Here is a 14,713-nt window from a genome sequence, read left to right as displayed (position 1 = left end):
ATCACAAGACGTACCCCGCTCCTAGACTGTCCGCCATGACTCGACCGTCGCAGATCCAGGAGCGGGAGCACGCGGCGCTCGTCGCCGACCTGCGCATGCTGACGCCGGAGCAGTGGCGCTCGCCGACGCTGTGCGGCGACTGGGACGTCGAGGACGTCGTCGCGCACCTGGGTGCCGCGTCGACGCTGACGTTCTGGGGCTGGCTGCGCAGCATCGCCGGTGCCCGCTTCGACGCCGACGTGCACAACCAGCGGCGGCTGGAGGAGTTCCGCGGGGACTCGTCGGCGCAGACGCTGGAGCGCTACGCCATATTCGGGCCCATCGCGCTCCCCCGGAAGGAGAGCGTGGGCGGGCTGGGCGAGCTGATCGTGCATGCCGAGGACATCCGCCGGCCCCTGGGGCTGGAGCACGAGCCGGACGCCGAGGGCCTGATCCTGGTCGCGCGCTTCTTCGCGGCGAAGGACTTCGCGGTGAACAGCAGGTCGCTGGTCAAGGGGCTCCGGCTGACGGCCACCGACGCGGAGTTCCGGACCGGCGACGGGCCCGTGGCGAAGGGTCCGCTGCTCTCCCTGGTCATGGCGATGGCGGGACGGCGCGAGGCGCTGACGGACCTGGAGGGTGACGGCGTGCCGGTGCTGAGCCGGCGGCTGGGGGTCTGACGCCGGCATCGCCCAGGGTGCGTGTTGCCCGGACTCGACAGCCGGCTCGGCTCGTGCGCTTCTCGAGCCATGACTTCCGTCGATTCCCGGGCGGTTCGGTGGCACGCTTCACCCCATGAGTAACGAGACGGGCGGAGCCCCGAAGGCCGCCTCCCCGAAGCCGGTTGTGCACAGCTCCGCCAGCTCGCCGACAACGTCGACCGGGCGGCGAAGGCAGTGATCAACGGGCAGCGGCGCTAGCTCGGCTCCCAGACCACGAGGTCGAACGCGACGGTCTCGGCGTCTCGGTCGACCGCCGCGATGTGCGCGTACGCGGTACGGCGCTCGTTGGTCTGCACGCAGAGGTGCATCCCCTCGGTCACCGCGTCCGAGGCGATGGTCTGCTGCCAGGTCGTCTGCGCCTCGCAGTCCGCCCGGCTGGGCACTCCGCTCATGATCGTGAGGCGCGGACCCTCGACGCCGGCGTCGCCGTAGCAGAGGTCCTGGGGGACTGACGCCGCGCCCCAGCCGGCCGACGTCGTGTCCAGGTCGAGGCAGGTGTGGAGCATCACCTGGACGGCGGCGTCCGTCTCGCGCCTGACGCCGGAGACGACGGCGGAAGCGCCCCCGGCGGAGTCGTCCTGCGTGCCGTCATCATTCCCGGCGTCGGTCCCGGCGCTGTCGTCCGCGCTCGCCTGGTCACGGAGGCGATCGATCTCATCTCTCAGCTCCTGGTTCTGCGCTTCGAGGTCGTCGAGCTCGGCCCGCTGGCCGTCGTTCTGGTCGCGCAGGGCGGTCAGCTCGTCGTCGAGCCGGCCGTTGGCCGCCTCCAGGTCCTTGATCGTGGCTTCGAGCACGCGGACCTGCGCCTCGGAGTCCGACGTGCCCGGGGTGAACAGGTTCTCGCCCCAGGCCGTCGCCACGCCGCCGAGCACCGCGGCGGCGACGGCCGCCACGACGGCGACCGAGTGCTGGCCGAACCAGCCCGCCCGGCGGCCCGGCGAACTCTCCTGCGTGTCCACCATCGTGAGGATACGGGCATATGCCGCGAAAGCGAGGGCTCGTCGAGTGAGCGCGGGGCGCCGGTGCTCGGCCTCCTCGCGGCTAACCTGGCGGGGTGCTGATCGAGCGAGTGAGCGTCAGACCCGCCCTGGTCGAAGACGGCGCCTGGCCGTGGACCGTACCCGCCGTCGCCGAGATCGCCGCGCGTGGCGTGCGGCTGACCAGCAGCATCGTGGTCCTGATGGGGGCGAACGGGTCCGGCAAGTCCACCGTGCTCGAAGCGATCGCGGAGCAGTACGGGATCGACGTTCGCGGTGGCCACGGCGGTCGCAAGTACGCGAGCGAGCTCGACACGAGCCCGCTGGGCGAGGCGCTCGTCCTGGACCGGACGATCGCCGGGTCCCGGATGCTCCGGCAGAAGGCGAAGGGGTTCTACCTGCGCGCCGAGACGGCCGCGGGGATGTTGGAGTTCATGACGGGCGCCGGGGTGAGCGGCTACGGCGACCGGCTGTCGACGGAGGTCAGCCACGGCGAGTCCTACCTCCAGGCCATCTCGGGCCGGTTCAGCGGTCCCGGCCTCTATCTGCTCGACGAGGCCGAGGGGCCGCTGTCGTTCGAGTCCACGCTGCAGCTCCTGTACCGGCTGCAGGACCTGGTGGCCGACCACGCCGCCCAGGTGATCTACGCGACGCACTCACCGCTCGTGGCGGCGCTCCCCGGGGCGCAGATCCTGGAGATGACCGAGCACGGCATCGCCGAGCGCACCTGGTCCGAGCTGGATTCGGTCGCCCTCTGGAAGAGGTTCCTCGGCCGCCCGGAGACGTTCTTCGACGTTGTGTGACCGGTCGAACCCGGTCACAGCTCCGTCGTCAGGAACAGCGAGTCCCCGTGCACGGCGTCCTTCTCCACGCGGCCGGACTCCACGAACCCGACCTTCGCCAGCACCCGGAGCGACGCGCCGTTCCAGTCCCGCACCGTGGCCCACAGCCGCCGGTAGCCCGACTCCCGTGCCCAGCCCAGCACCGCCCGTGCGGCCTCGGTCGCGTACCCCTGACCCCAGGCGCGGCGCAGCAGCTCGTATGCCAGCTCCGGCTCGTCCTCCGGCCCGTGCGTGTTCGCGATCAGCCCGCAGTATCCGACGACGTCGCCGGTCGCCCTGACCTCCAGCGCCGGCAGCCCGAGGGAACCGGGCGGGGCACCGTCGCGGATCCAGCCCTCGACGTCCTCGACGGTGGGCCGGCCGTCGGCGCCGATCCGCCGATGCCGCGGCACCCGCGGGTCGCGTTCGGTCCACATCTCGTGCTGGACGGCGGCCTCGGACACGCGCCACGGCCGCAGCAGCAGGCGTTCGGTCTCCAGCACGAACATGCGACCGACCCTATCCGGCGCCCCGGACGCCGGCCGGTTGCCCGCCCTCGTCCGTCCTCGTCGCTCCGCCCTGACGTCCCTCGGACGCCCCAGCATCAGCCGCGCCCCGCATGGCAGCATGCGGGCCATGAAGCTGCACGAACGGATCGAAGGCCGGCTGCGCGAGTTCGTCGAACGGCAGCCCGTGTTCTTCGTGGCGACGGCGCCCCTGGCCGCGGACGGGCACGTCAACCTCTCGCCCCGCGGCGTCCCCGGCACCTTCGGCGTGCTCGACGACCACACGTTCGCCTGGCTCGACGCCACCGGCAGCGGCAGCGAGACCATCGCGCACCTGCGCGAGAACGGCCGGATCACCGTCATGTTCTGCGCGTTCGACGGCCCGCCGAACATCGTCCGGCTGCACGGCACCGGCCGCGTCGTGACCCGGTACGACGACGGGTACGCGGCGCTCGCGGGCGGCTTCATCAACGTGCCCGGCGCCCGCGCGGTCGTCGTCGTCGACGTCGACCGTGTCTCCGACAGCTGCGGCTGGGGCGTACCGCTCATGGCGTACGAGGGCGAGCGGGACCTGATGGGCCCCTACTTCGAGCGCAAGGGCGAGGCCGGGCAGCAGGAGTACCGGCGACGGAAGAACCTGACGAGCATCGACGGCCTGCGGGCCTTCGACGACGACCCGGCCGACGACCCTGCCGACGACCCGGCCCCCGCGGGTCAGTAGCCCGTACCGGTCTTGGCCTGCAGCCGCTCGGTCGGGTGCGCGCCACCCTTGAGGTCGAGGGTCGTGCAGGCGTCCTCGATGTCCTGCGTCAGCCGGTCCACCTGGGCCCGGCTCATCGTCTCCTTGACCAGGGCGCGGAGGATCTTCACGTCCTGCGCGTCCGGCGGGAGCGTGTACGCCGGCACCATCCAGCCGCGCTCCGCCGAGAGCTGCCAGGCGATGTCCGACTCGTCGTACCCCACGTGGTCGCCCGCCAGCCGGAAGGCGACCAGCGGCAGCTGCTCGGCGTCGTCGCCGATCACCTCGAACCGCCCCGTCTCGCGCAGGTTGGCCGCCAGCACCCGGGCGTTCTGCTGCATCTGCGTCATCACGTAGGTGTAGCCCTCACGGCCGAGCCGCACGAAGTTGTAGTACTGGGCGAGCACCATCGCCGCGCCGGTCGAGAAGTTGAGCGTGAAGGTCGCGTCCGTCTTGCCCAGGTAGTTCTCGTAGAACACGAGGTCCTTCGCGAGGTCCGACGTCTCACGGAAGACCAGCCAGCCGATCCCGGGATAGACCAGTCCGTACTTGTGGCCCGACACGTTGATGGACCGGACCTGCTCCAGCCGGAAGTCCCACGGCGAGTCGGGGTAGAGGAAGGGCCAGACGAAGCCGCCGCTGGCGCCGTCGACGTGCAGCGGGATGTCGAGCCCGCGCTCCGCCCGGACGTCCAGGAGCAGCCGGTTGATGCCGACGATGTCGTCCATGTGCCCCGTGAAGGTGGTACCGAGCACGGCGGCCACGCCGATCGTGTTCTCGTCGAGGTACGGGGACACGTCGTCGGGCCCGATCGTGTACTTGTCCTTCGCCAGCGGGATGATCCGGGGCTCGACGTCGAAGTACCGGCAGAACTTCTCCCAGACCACGTGCACGTCGCCGCCGAAGACCAGGTTGGGGCGGTCGACGGGCTGACCTGCTGCCTCGCGGCGCTCCTTCCACTTCCACTTCAGCGAGAGCGCACCGAGCATGATCGCCTCCGACGACCCCTGGGTGCGGCACCCGGTGGTCTCCCCGGGGGCGTGGAAGAGGTCCGCGAGCATCCGCACGCACCGCTGCTCGATCTCCGCGGAGATCGGGTACTCCGCGTGGTCGATGAAGTTGCGGTGCAGGTTCTCGGCGATGATCCGCTGCGCCTCGGGTTCCATCCAGGTGGTGACGAACGTCGCCAGGTTGCGCATGGGGTCACCCTCGAGCGCCAGGTCCTCGCCCAGCATCCGCATGGTGTCGGTGGGACTCATCCCCGTCGCCGGGAACACCGAGGAGGGTGCCTCCTCGGTGAGGAATCTGTTTCCGTAGAGCGCCGTCGTGCGCTCGTCGCGCGTGGCCATGTTTTCGAGTCAAGCACGGCGCCCCGGCACCGTCGACCCGAGGGAGGGCGAACTTGACCCGGCGCTCGCGGGTCTGTCCGCGGTGTCAGCGGTCCGGGCGTTCCGCGAGTTGCAGCGCCCCGCCGACGACGAAGCAGACCGCCCCCGCGAACGTGCCCCAGTTGACCATGCCCAGGTCCACCACGGTCGACGTGGCCGGCCGGGTGAACGCGGCGAGCCCGGCGAGGAAGAAGAAGACCGAGCCGAGCTGGTTGACCGCCACCACCCACCAGCCGAGATCGTGGGGCCGCAGCCCGATGCGGCCGTGGCAGACCTCGACCAGGGCGAGGTGCCCCGAGACGAGAAAGCAGATACAGCCCACGATGTCCGGGAACCAGATCCACCCGTTGGACTGCCGCGCCGTGAGGTCGGACGCGAACGCGGCGACGAGGCTGACCCCGAAGGACAGGGTGCCGGCGAACAGCACCGCCGCGCTGAGCCAGCCGATCTGCCGGGGCCACCATGCCCACCACCGCCACGACGTGGTGCGCAGCATGCCGCGCGCGTCGATGTCGGTCGGCATGTTCGACGCCTGCACCACCGAGACGTAGCCGCCCGCGCTGAAGAACACCCCGCCGACGAGGTAGACCATGTCGACGCCCCGGACGCTCCCCGCGCCGAACTGGGCCAGCAAGGGGCCGAGGGCGAACAGGGAGCCGCCGATCATGAAGGCGATGCCCGCGGCGAGGTTCGCCCGGGCCAGCCGGGTCGCGGTCGCGGGCTCGGCGCCGACGACGCGGGTCACGCTCCCGTCGGCGTCCCGGATCTCGACCCGGCCGCGGCGACGGACCGCCCGCGACGCCCAGCGGACCGACGAGCCGTCGACGAGATGCCAGGTCATCCGGGTGACGAACCCGCCCGAACGCTCGACCCGGCCCAGCGCCCACCGCGCCGGACGGGCGATACGCAGGCCGTGCGGCGCGTCGTCAGCCACGTCTCGAAGTTAGCACCGGCCCGGCCGGCGCGCGGGCCCCGCGCGTCGGCCGGACCCGCCCGGTCGGGGAGAATGCGCCCATGCGACTTCTGCTGCTGCGCCACGGACAGACCCCCTCGAACGTGGAAGGGCTGCTCGACACGGCACACCCCGGACCGGGCCTGACCCGGCTCGGCGAGCGGCAGGCGGCCGCGGTCCCCGCGGCGCTGCGCGGCCGCCAGATCGACGCGATCGCCGTCTCCTCGCTGGTACGGACGTCGCTCACGGCGGCGCCGCTCGCCCAGGAGCGTGGGATCGAGCCGCAGGTGCTGGACGGCCTGCGCGAGATCGACGCCGGCGAGCTGGAGATGGCCGGAGCGCACGAGGCGCACCTGCGCTACCTCGACACGGTGTTCGGCTGGGCGCGCGGCGACGTCGGCCGCGCGATGCCCGGCGGCCCCGACGGCCGCGCGTTCCTCAGCCGGTACGACGACGCCGTCGCGCAGCTCGCCGCGCAGGGCCTCGAGAGCGTCCTCGTGGTCTCGCACGGCGCCGCGATCCGCGCGTGGGCGGCGGCGCGCGCGGCGGACGTCGACGTCGACCAGGCCGAGCGCACGCCGCTGGCCAACACCGGCCTGGTAGAGGTCGAGGGCGACCCCGTGGGCGGCTGGCGGCTGAAGGCGTGGAACGCGGACCCCGCGGGCGGGCCCGAGCTGGCCGCTCCGGCCGCGGACGACCCGACGGGCGAACCCGTCGAGCCGTAGGACCTTCCCGCCGAGGGGGCGCACCGCCGATCACCGACGACCGCGCCGGACTCTCGATACAGCGTTCCATGAATACACGATTCCGTGTACTGTCGCTCCCATGACCGAGACGATCGCCGAGTCGGTGACCCTGACCCATACGGCCGCCCTGGCGCGGCTGGGGCACGCGCTGTCCGACGAGACCCGCACCCGCATCCTGCTCGCGCTGCGGGAGGCGCCGGCCTACCCGTCCGACCTCGCCGACGCGCTGGGCGTGTCCCGGCAGGTGATGTCCAACCAGCTCGCCTGCCTGAGGGGCTGCGGGCTGGTCGAGTCCGTCAAGGACGGACGGCGGTCCTGGTACCGGCTCGCGGACACCCGCCTCGCGCCCGCGCTGGGTGACCTGCTCGGCCTGGTGCTGGCGGTCGACCCCGGCTGCTGCGGCCCCGACTGCACGTGCGCATGACCGCGCTCCCCGTGCCCCGGCCGCTGAGCGTCGCGCGGCGTGCGGTGCTGGCCCGCCGCATCCGCTGGGTCGTGGCCGCCACGATCACCTACAACGTCGTCGAGGCGGCGGTCGCCCTGACCGCCGGCCACATCGCCTCCTCCAGCGCGCTGATCGGGTTCGGCCTGGACTCCGTGGTCGAGGTGCTGTCGGCGGCCGCGGTCGCCTGGCAGTTCGCGGGCCGCGACCCGGAGGCCCGCGAGAAGGTCGCGATGCGCCTGATCGCCGTCTCGTTCTTCGGCCTGGCCGCGTTCGTCACCGTCGACGCCGCCCGCGCCCTGCTCGGCGCCACCTCGCCCGAGCACTCCACGGTCGGCATCGTCCTGGCCGCCGTCAGCCTGCTGGTCATGCCGGGGCTGTCCTGGTTCGAGCGCCGCACGGGGCGCGAGCTGGGCTCCGCCTCCGCCGTGGCCGACTCCCGGCAGACCCTGATCTGCTCCTACCTCTCGGCGGCCCTGCTCGCCGGGCTCCTGCTCAACAGCCTGCTCGGCTGGTGGTGGGCCGACCCGGTCGCTGCCGTGGTCATCGCGGGCTTCGCCGTCCGCGAGGGCTGGGAGGCCTGGCACGGCGACGCCTGCTGCACCCCCGTGGCCCAGCTCGTGGGCGAGGGCGAGCTTCAGGGTGGGCTCAGGGCCGAGCAGGGGTGCGGCGACGACGGCTGCCGCTGCGGGGACTAGCGCCCGACGCCGGCCGCGGCCCCGTCCGGAGCCTCGTGCATGGCCCGGTCCGGAGCCTCGACGCCGAGCTCCGGCGGCAGGTCGCCGTCGTGCCGCACCACCAGCGACGTGACCGCGCGGGTGAGGCAGACGTAGAGGCGGCGCAGGCCGGTGGCGTGGTTCGGCTCGGCCGCGACGATCGCGGCCGGGTCGTGCAGCAGCACGTGGTCGAACTCCAGGCCCTTCGCCAGGGAGGCGGGCACCAGGTCCAGGTGGACGTCGAACTCCGAGGAGTCGTCCGGCTCCGCGTGGTCGCCGCCTCCCGCGGCCGGGGTGGCGTCCTCCTGCTCGCCCACGACGGCGAAGGTGAGCCCGACGGCGGCCAGCGTCTCGCGGACGTCCGGCACGGCGGCGTCGGGCACGATGAGGCCGACCGAGCCCTCCAGGTCCGCGATGCCGACGCCGACCAGCACGTCGTCGAGCGGCTCCGCGGTGAACCTGAGGCGGCCTCGGGCGCGCCGCACCGCGGTGGGCGGCTCCAGGCCGGGTGCGATGCTCGGCAGCAGCCGGGCCGCGAGCTCGATCACGTCGGCGGGCACGCGGAAGCCCGCCGTGAGCTGTTCCACGTACCCGTCCGGCTTGGCCAGGTGGCGCAGCACGTCCGCCCAGTCGCGCGCCGCCCAGGGCGTCGTGGCCTGGGCCAGGTCGCCGAGCACGGTGAGCGAGCCGGTGGCGGCGCGCCGGCCGAGGGAGCGCAGCATCATCGCGGACAGGTCCTGTGCCTCGTCGACCACGATGTGCGCCACCGACGTGGTCCGGTCCAGCAGGTCGGCGATCTCGTCGAGCAGCACGAGGTCCGCCGTCGTCCAGCGGGCGGAGCCGGCGGTGCGGGGCGGACGGGCCCAGGTCAGGAGGGCCTGCTCGGCGTCGGTCAGGACGTCCTGGGCGCACCCGGCCAGGAACTCCGGGTCGGAGAACAGGCGGAACAGCAGCTTGCGCGGGTCCACCGCGGGCCAGACGGCCGCCGCGTAGTCCCGCACGGGCTTGGTCCGGGCCAGCACGTCCCAGGCCTTGTCGTCGAGCGCGTCGCCGGTCTCCTCGATCTGGACCAGCACCCGGTGCGCCAGCGCGTGCCGGAGCTGGGCCGCGCCCAGCGCGTACGGCACGCCGCGGCCCATGACCTGCTCCACGGCCTCGCGCGCCTCGTAGGCCGGGACCCGCCAGCGGAACGAGCCGCGCGGCAGCACGAGCGTCTCCTCCGGGGTTCCGACGTGCGACCAGACGGCGCGGCGCAGCACCTCGGCCATCCGCCCGTCGCCCTTGAGGGTCGCGACGTCGGCGGGATCCGTGGCGCGGACCGGGGCGTGGCCGCTCACGATCTCCTCGATGGTCGCCTGCGTCGCGTGGATCTCGCCCAGGGCGGGCAGCACGTCGCGGATGTACCGCAGGAAGCTCTTGTTCGGCCCGACGACGAGCACGCCGCGGCGGGTGAGCTGGTCCCGGTGCGCGTACAGGAGGTACGCCGCGCGGTGCAGGCCCACCGCCGTCTTTCCGGTGCCGGGCGCGCCCTGCACCACGAGCGTGCGTTCGAGCGGCATACGGACGATGACGTCCTGCTCGGGCTGGATCGTCGCGACGATGTCACGCATGGGGCCGGAGCGCGGGCGCTCGATCTCGGCCTCGAGGATCTCGGAGTGTGCGGCGCCGTCGTCGCCCTGCCCGCCCTGCCCACCCAGGCCGGCACGGGTCAGGGACTCGTCCTCGAACGCCGTCAGGTGGCCGCGGGCGAACCCGTAACGGCGCCGGGCCGTGATGCCCATCGGCTCCTTGGCCGTGGCCCGGTAGAACGGGGTGCTCACGGGGGCGCGCCAGTCCACGACCATGGGCTCGCCGTCCGGGTCCGACACGTGGCGTCGTCCGATGTGGAAGGTCTCGCCGGCCGCGAGGTCGATGCGGCCGAAGAAGAGCGGGATCTCCGGGTCGTCGGTGAGCTGCTCCATGCGGCGCGCGAGCGTGGCCTCCAGGACCTCGGCGCTCACCCAGTCGCCCGCGTAGCTGCCGTCGAGCGCGGCGACGCGGTCGCGCATCCGGCCGAGCTGTGAGCGGGCCTCGGCAAGGAACTCCCGCTCCGTGGCGAGCTCGGACGCGTCGGCGGGCATGGCAGGTCCTCCAGGGTGTGTGAGCGGGTCGGTGCGGGATGTTCGGCGCGCGAGGCGCTCGCGCGAACGGCCGCGTGAGTCTAGTGCCGGGAACCTGAACGTGGCGGCACATTTTCTTGACCGGGGCGCCAGCTCGGCCGGTCAGGAACCATATGTCCTTCGAGTCCGTTTCCACTGTCGCGCCAACCTGCCCCACGGTACGGTCGGTGCACCGCCCGGCCTAACGAGGAGCCTCAGTGTCGTCCGACGAGCTGCCCCAGGAGTTCCAGATCGACGTGCCCGACGAGATGGAGACCGGCGTACCGGCCGACTTCGCCTCGGTGTGGCACACACCGACGTCGTTCATCCTGGACTTCATCGCCGTGAAGCAGCCGCCGAGCCCGGTCTCGGACCCGGAGTCGGGTGAGGTCACGTCGATCACCGTGCCGGGCCGGGTGGTTTCGCGCGTGCGCATTCCTCCGCAGCAGGTGTTCGAGCTCGCCAAGGCTCTCACTATGCAGCTCGATGCATGGGAGAAGGAAAGCGCACCGAACGTTCGCAATCCCGGTGCCTCCGAAGGCCCGGACGGCCCCAATCGGTCGTCGGAGAATTGATTCCGGTGAATTTTTTTCTTGGACGTATGTCCAACTCGGTATCTTTATGTCCGATCTGACCGGGAGTTGTGTGCTAGTTTGCCCGGAGAAATACTGGGTTATACCAGTAGGGTCTTCGAAATGTAACCCTTGCAGGCTGTTCCACTTGCGATCTTCACGGATGTAGGCTGCCCGTGATCGCGACGAAGGCGTTGCAATCTCCCAGAGTTGCCCGGGGGGTCGGGCGACCCGTTCCGGCGGCCATGTCGGGGAGCAATGAACAGGGGCGATGCAAGTGAGCAACACCGAATTCGACAACAGGGGGCGCACGGGCGGGATCCTGTTCGAGGAACAGGCTCGCACGAGCGTCGTGAGCATGTGGGGAGAGATCGATGTCTCTTTGCGCGGTGAGTCGAGTGCTGCCATAGCCAACGCCCTCGAGCGGGCCAAGGCGGTGGTCATCGACACGTCCAAGGTGACGTTCATGGACTCGACCGGCGTCGCGTTCCTCATGCAGATGTACACCTACGGGACGCAGGAGGGGCTGACCGTCAGCCTTCCGGAGCCGCCGCCGGTGGTCCGGAACGTCATCGAGATGCTCGGGGTCGACGCGCTCTTCGCGCAGCCCGCGCACCCCCGCGCCGCGCGCGAGGCCTGACCGCGCCCGGCACGGAGGCCGGGCGCGCGCGCCTCAGCGCCCGGCGGCCAGTGCCGCGGCGCCGACGATGCCGGCCGCGTTGCGTAGCTGCGCCGGGACGATCGGCGCCCGCAGGTGCAGGTGCGGCAGGTACTTCTCGTGGTGCTTGCTGACGCCGCCCCCCACGACGATGAGGTCGGGGGAGATCAGGTCCTCGACCACCCCGAAGTAGCGCTGCAGGCGCTCGGCCCAGTCCTCCCACGACAGGTCCTCGCGCTCCCGCGCGGAGTCGGCCGCGCGCGACTCGGCGTCGTGCCCGTCGATCTCCAGGTGGCCCAGCTCGGTGTTGGGCACCAGGACGCCGTCGACCACCAGCGCCGACCCGATCCCCGTGCCGAGCGTCGCCACCAGCACCACGCCGTCCGCGTCACGGGCGGCGCCGTAGCGGACCTCGCCCACGCCGGCCGCGTCGGCGTCGTTCACCGCGACCACGTGGCGCCCCGTCACGCGCTGCACGAGCGCCGGCAGGTCCACGCCGGTCCAGGACTGGTCGAGGTTCGCCATGGAACGCACCACGCCGTGCTGCATCGGTGCGGGGAAGGCCACGCCGATCGGGACGTCGTCGGGCAGGTGGTAGGTGTCGACGAGCTCCGCGAGCACGTCCGCCACGGCCTGCGGGGTGGACGGTTGGGGTGTCGGGATGCGAGTCCGCTTCTCCGCGTACTCGCCCGCCGTGAGATCGACGGGCGCACCCTTGATCCCCGAACCTCCGATGTCTATGCCGAACGCCAGGTCGCTCATGTCAGGATCGTCTCATGAGCACCGAGGAGCAGTACTGGTACAACACCGAGACCGGGGCGGTCGAAGTGGGACGTCGTTCGTCCTGGTCGCACCTGATGGGTCCGTACAGCACCCGCGCCGAGGCCGAGCGGGCGCTGGACAGCGCGAGGTCGCGCAACGAGTCCTGGGACAAGGAGGACGAGGAATGGCGCAACAAGTGAGCACCCGTGTCAGACGTACAGGTCACCCGGGTGATCTGTACGTCTGACACGTGGATCACTTCTCGAACGAGTGCTCCGCGTCCGGGAACGAGGCGTCCTTGACCTCGGAGACGTAGTCCTCCGCGGCCTGCTGCAGCGCCGCGCCGAGCTCGGCGTAGCGCCGGGCGAACCGCGGTGACCAGTCGGTCATCCCGGCCATGTCCGTCCACACGAGCACCTGGCCGTCACAGTGCGGTCCGGCGCCGATGCCGATGGTCGGGATGCGCACGATCTCGGTGATCCGCGCGGCGACGTCGGTGGGCACCATCTCCAGGACGACGGCGACGGCGCCGGCCTCCTCGACGGCCTTCGCGTCGTCGGCGAGCCGCTCGACGGCGTCGTCGCCCCGGCCCTGCACGCGCGGTCCGCCCAGGAGGTTCTCCGACTGCGGCGTGTAGCCGAGGTGCGCGACGACGGGGATCCCGGCGTCGGTGAGCGCCCGGATCTGCGGCGCGGAGCGGACGCCGCCCTCCAGCTTGACGGCGTCGGCGCCCGTCTCCTTGAAGATCCGCACCGACGTCTCCAGCGCCTGCTGCGGCCCGGCCTCGTACGAGCCGAACGGCAGGTCGATCACCACGAACGCGCGCTTCGTGGCCCGCGCGACGGCGCGGGCGGCCGGGATCATGTCGTCCACGGTCACGGGGATCGTGCTGGTGTGCCCGTGCATGACGTTCCCGATGGAGTCGCCCACCAGCAGGATGTCCATGCCGGCCGCGTCGAAGATCGCTGCGGTCACCGCGTCGTACGCGGTGAGCATCGCGAGCTTCTCACCCTTGGCCTTGGCCTCGGCCAGATGGTGCACGCGGACCCTCTTGGGACCCTGAGTGGGTGAGGTGTGGGCGGACATGGTCCTCCTGTGGTTCGAACGGCCTCGGTGCCGCTGGAAAGCCTACGACCGGTCGTCCATGCTCGGTACACGCACCTGTAACAGGTTTAGTGCAAGATGGGCCCATGGACAGGCAGCAGGAGTTCGTGCTCCGCACGGTCGAGGAGCGCGACATCCGCTTCATCCGGCTTTGGTTCACCGACGTGCTCGGCGTGCTGAAGTCGGTAGCTGTGGCACCCGCCGAGCTCGAGTCGGCGTTCAGCGAGGGCATCGGCTTCGACGGCAGCGCCATCGAGGGCCTCACCCGGGTCTTCGAGGCGGACATGGTCGCCAAGCCGGACCCGACCACCTTCCAGGTGCTCCCGTGGCGCGGCGAGCGGCACGGTACGGGCCGCATGTTCTGCGACATCCTGACGCCGGACGGGCAGCCGTCCCTGGCGGACTCGCGCAACGTGCTCAAGCGCACCCTCGCCAAGGCGAGCGACCGCGGGTTCACCTTCTACACGCACCCCGAGGTCGAGTTCTACCTGTTCAACCAGCTCACCAAGTCGGACCCGAAGCTGGAGCCGGTGGACCAGGGCGGGTACTTCGACCACCTGGCCCGGGGATCGACGCACGACTTCCGCCGTGCCGCGATCACGATGCTGGAGTCCATGGGCATCTCGGTCGAGTTCTCGCACCACGAGGCCGGCCCGGGCCAGAACGAGATCGACCTGCGGTACGCCGACGCGCTGACCACCGCGGACAACCTGATGACGTTCCGCACGGTGGTCAAGGAGGTGGCGCTCGAGCAGGGCGTGTTCGCGTCCTTCATGCCCAAGCCGCTGGCCGACCAGCCCGGCTCCGGCATGCACACCCACGTCTCGCTGTTCGAGGACGACCGCAACGCGTTCTACGAGCCCGGCGCCCAGTTCGAGCTGTCCAAGACGGCGCGCCAGTTCATCGCGGGCCTCATGGTGCACGCGGGTGAGATCACCGCCGTCACCAACCAGTACGTCAACAGCTACAAGCGGCTCTGGGGCGGGCAGGAGGCCCCCAGCTACGTGAGCTGGGGCCACAACAACCGCTCCGCGCTGGTCCGCGTGCCGATGTACAAGCCGGGCAAGGGCAACTCCGCGCGCATCGAGTACCGCGCGCTGGACTCCGCCGCCAACCCGTACCTCGCGTTCGCCGTGATCCTCGCGGCAGGCCTCAAGGGCATCGAGGAGGGCTACGACCTCCTGGACCACACCGAGGACGACGTCTGGGAGCTCACGCCGGCCGAGCGCCGCGCGCTGGGCATCGCGCCGCTGCCGCGCGACCTCGACGAGGCCATCCAGTTCATGGAGAAGTCCGAGCTCGTGGCCGAGACCCTCGGCGAGCACGTCTTCGACTACTTCCTGCGCAACAAGCGCGAGGAGTGGGAGGCGTACAGCGCCCAGGTGACGCCGTTCGAGCTCAAGCGGTTCCTGCAGCTCTGACGTTCCTGCGGCTCTGACGTTCCCGCAGCTCTGACAGGGGTGCTGCACCCCCCACCCGCGTCGTAGGGTC

General features: G+C 71.5%; 17 protein-coding genes. 10 read left to right on the top strand and 7 right to left on the bottom strand.

The window, feature by feature from the left end; all coding sequences use genetic code 11:
* The first annotated feature begins 35 nt into the window (after positions 1–35).
* Positions 36–659, top strand: a complete 624-nt coding sequence (locus tag AB0I29_RS02240) for a maleylpyruvate isomerase family mycothiol-dependent enzyme (RefSeq protein ID WP_357477487.1) — start codon at positions 36–38, stop codon at positions 657–659.
* 236 nt (positions 660–895) lie between these two features.
* On the opposite strand, the gene AB0I29_RS02235 is transcribed toward AB0I29_RS02240, so the two are convergent.
* The gene (locus AB0I29_RS02235; RefSeq protein ID WP_357477484.1) at positions 896–1,660 is read right to left on the bottom strand and encodes a hypothetical protein; all 765 of its coding nucleotides are present in this window, start codon (positions 1,658–1,660) and stop codon (positions 896–898) included.
* Positions 1,661–1,755: 95 nt separating this feature from the next.
* Between AB0I29_RS02235 and AB0I29_RS02230 the strand changes: the two genes are divergently transcribed.
* Complete coding sequence (locus tag AB0I29_RS02230; RefSeq protein ID WP_357477480.1) at positions 1,756–2,481, top strand: AAA family ATPase; 726 nt, start codon at positions 1,756–1,758, stop codon at positions 2,479–2,481.
* Positions 2,482–2,495: 14 nt separating this feature from the next.
* Here the strand turns inward: AB0I29_RS02230 and AB0I29_RS02225 are convergent, their stop codons facing one another.
* Complete coding sequence (locus AB0I29_RS02225) at positions 2,496–3,008, bottom strand: GNAT family N-acetyltransferase (RefSeq protein WP_285104233.1); 513 nt, start codon at positions 3,006–3,008, stop codon at positions 2,496–2,498.
* A 127-nt stretch (positions 3,009–3,135) separates the two neighbouring features.
* On the opposite strand from AB0I29_RS02225, the gene AB0I29_RS02220 reads away from it, so the two are divergent.
* Entirely contained in the window at positions 3,136–3,726 is a 591-nt protein-coding gene (locus AB0I29_RS02220; RefSeq protein ID WP_285104235.1) for a pyridoxamine 5'-phosphate oxidase family protein, read from the top strand.
* On the opposite strand, the gene AB0I29_RS02215 is transcribed toward AB0I29_RS02220, so the two are convergent.
* Both AB0I29_RS02215 and AB0I29_RS02210 read right to left on the bottom strand, forming a co-directional pair.
* Positions 3,720–5,093: a glutamate decarboxylase gene (locus tag AB0I29_RS02215; protein WP_285104238.1), complete on the bottom strand. Its 1,374-nt coding sequence runs from the start codon at positions 5,091–5,093 to the stop codon at positions 3,720–3,722. The two genes, AB0I29_RS02220 and AB0I29_RS02215, sit on opposite strands and share 7 nt — an antisense overlap.
* Positions 5,094–5,178: 85 nt before the next feature.
* Positions 5,179–6,066: a hypothetical protein gene (locus AB0I29_RS02210; RefSeq protein ID WP_285104239.1), complete on the bottom strand. Its 888-nt coding sequence runs from the start codon at positions 6,064–6,066 to the stop codon at positions 5,179–5,181.
* Positions 6,067–6,146: 80 nt separating this feature from the next.
* On the opposite strand from AB0I29_RS02210, the gene AB0I29_RS02205 reads away from it, so the two are divergent.
* From AB0I29_RS02205 to AB0I29_RS02195, 3 genes are all read left to right on the top strand, one after another.
* Complete coding sequence (locus tag AB0I29_RS02205; RefSeq protein WP_357477471.1) at positions 6,147–6,809, top strand: histidine phosphatase family protein; 663 nt, start codon at positions 6,147–6,149, stop codon at positions 6,807–6,809.
* Between the two features lie 100 nt (positions 6,810–6,909).
* Positions 6,910–7,254, top strand: a complete 345-nt coding sequence (locus AB0I29_RS02200; protein WP_285104243.1) for a metalloregulator ArsR/SmtB family transcription factor — start codon at positions 6,910–6,912, stop codon at positions 7,252–7,254.
* Positions 7,251–7,970, top strand: coding sequence for a cation transporter (locus tag AB0I29_RS02195; RefSeq protein ID WP_357477466.1), 720 nt, complete (start codon positions 7,251–7,253; stop codon positions 7,968–7,970). The genes AB0I29_RS02200 and AB0I29_RS02195 overlap by 4 nt, the downstream gene beginning before the upstream one ends.
* Here the strand turns inward: AB0I29_RS02195 and AB0I29_RS02190 are convergent.
* Entirely contained in the window at positions 7,967–10,108 is a 2,142-nt protein-coding gene (locus AB0I29_RS02190) for an AAA family ATPase (RefSeq protein ID WP_357477462.1), read from the bottom strand. The genes AB0I29_RS02195 and AB0I29_RS02190 overlap by 4 nt on opposite strands.
* Before the next feature lie 236 nt (positions 10,109–10,344).
* On the opposite strand from AB0I29_RS02190, the gene AB0I29_RS02185 reads away from it, so the two are divergent.
* Both AB0I29_RS02185 and AB0I29_RS02180 read left to right on the top strand, forming a co-directional pair.
* Positions 10,345–10,701, top strand: a complete 357-nt coding sequence (locus AB0I29_RS02185) for a DUF3467 domain-containing protein (RefSeq protein WP_285104248.1) — start codon at positions 10,345–10,347, stop codon at positions 10,699–10,701.
* 268 nt (positions 10,702–10,969) lie between these two features.
* Entirely contained in the window at positions 10,970–11,338 is a 369-nt protein-coding gene (locus tag AB0I29_RS02180; protein WP_285104250.1) for an STAS domain-containing protein, read from the top strand.
* A gap of 33 nt (positions 11,339–11,371) precedes the next feature.
* Here the strand turns inward: AB0I29_RS02180 and ppgK are convergent, their stop codons facing one another.
* Positions 11,372–12,118 carry a polyphosphate--glucose phosphotransferase gene (ppgK, locus tag AB0I29_RS02175; RefSeq protein ID WP_285104252.1) on the bottom strand — a complete coding sequence of 249 codons (747 nt, stop codon included), beginning with the start codon at positions 12,116–12,118 and terminating at the stop codon, positions 11,372–11,374.
* 14 nt (positions 12,119–12,132) lie between these two features.
* On the opposite strand from ppgK, the gene AB0I29_RS02170 reads away from it, so the two are divergent.
* Complete coding sequence (locus AB0I29_RS02170) at positions 12,133–12,318, top strand: SPOR domain-containing protein (protein ID WP_357477455.1); 186 nt, start codon at positions 12,133–12,135, stop codon at positions 12,316–12,318.
* Between the two features lie 55 nt (positions 12,319–12,373).
* Here AB0I29_RS02170 and panB read toward each other — a convergent pair whose 3' ends face one another.
* Positions 12,374–13,204 carry a 3-methyl-2-oxobutanoate hydroxymethyltransferase gene (gene panB, locus AB0I29_RS02165; protein WP_182617797.1) on the bottom strand — a complete coding sequence of 277 codons (831 nt, stop codon included), beginning with the start codon at positions 13,202–13,204 and terminating at the stop codon, positions 12,374–12,376.
* Positions 13,205–13,308: 104 nt separating this feature from the next.
* Between panB and AB0I29_RS02160 the strand changes: the two genes are divergently transcribed.
* Positions 13,309–14,643, top strand: coding sequence for a glutamine synthetase family protein (locus AB0I29_RS02160; RefSeq protein WP_285104256.1), 1,335 nt, complete (start codon positions 13,309–13,311; stop codon positions 14,641–14,643).
* The last annotated feature ends 70 nt before the right edge of the window (positions 14,644–14,713 follow it).

This window comes from Promicromonospora sp. NPDC050262, from assembly GCF_040655935.1.
GTDB lineage: Bacteria > Actinomycetota > Actinomycetes > Actinomycetales > Cellulomonadaceae > Promicromonospora.
This window is presented reverse-complemented; position numbering and strand designations above follow the sequence as displayed.

Excerpts from the sequence above, each read along its gene's own strand:
- AB0I29_RS02195 (WP_357477466.1), top strand. The coding sequence starts at position 7,251 with ATGACCGCGCTCCCCGTGCCCCGGCCGCTGAGCGTCGCGCGGCGTGCG.
- AB0I29_RS02225 (WP_285104233.1), bottom strand. The coding sequence starts at position 3,008 with ATGTTCGTGCTGGAGACCGAACGCCTGCTGCTGCGGCCGTGGCGCGTG.
- panB (WP_182617797.1), bottom strand. The coding sequence starts at position 13,204 with ATGTCCGCCCACACCTCACCCACTCAGGGTCCCAAGAGGGTCCGCGTG.
- AB0I29_RS02205 (WP_357477471.1), top strand. The coding sequence starts at position 6,147 with ATGCGACTTCTGCTGCTGCGCCACGGACAGACCCCCTCGAACGTGGAA.
- AB0I29_RS02160 (WP_285104256.1), top strand. The coding sequence starts at position 13,309 with ATGGACAGGCAGCAGGAGTTCGTGCTCCGCACGGTCGAGGAGCGCGAC.
- AB0I29_RS02190 (WP_357477462.1), bottom strand. The coding sequence starts at position 10,108 with ATGCCCGCCGACGCGTCCGAGCTCGCCACGGAGCGGGAGTTCCTTGCC.
- AB0I29_RS02220 (WP_285104235.1), top strand. The coding sequence starts at position 3,136 with ATGAAGCTGCACGAACGGATCGAAGGCCGGCTGCGCGAGTTCGTCGAA.
- AB0I29_RS02240 (WP_357477487.1), top strand. The coding sequence starts at position 36 with ATGACTCGACCGTCGCAGATCCAGGAGCGGGAGCACGCGGCGCTCGTC.
- ppgK (WP_285104252.1), bottom strand. The coding sequence starts at position 12,118 with ATGAGCGACCTGGCGTTCGGCATAGACATCGGAGGTTCGGGGATCAAG.
- AB0I29_RS02200 (WP_285104243.1), top strand. The coding sequence starts at position 6,910 with ATGACCGAGACGATCGCCGAGTCGGTGACCCTGACCCATACGGCCGCC.
- AB0I29_RS02180 (WP_285104250.1), top strand. The coding sequence starts at position 10,970 with ATGCAAGTGAGCAACACCGAATTCGACAACAGGGGGCGCACGGGCGGG.
- AB0I29_RS02215 (WP_285104238.1), bottom strand. The coding sequence starts at position 5,093 with ATGGCCACGCGCGACGAGCGCACGACGGCGCTCTACGGAAACAGATTC.
- AB0I29_RS02170 (WP_357477455.1), top strand. The coding sequence starts at position 12,133 with ATGAGCACCGAGGAGCAGTACTGGTACAACACCGAGACCGGGGCGGTC.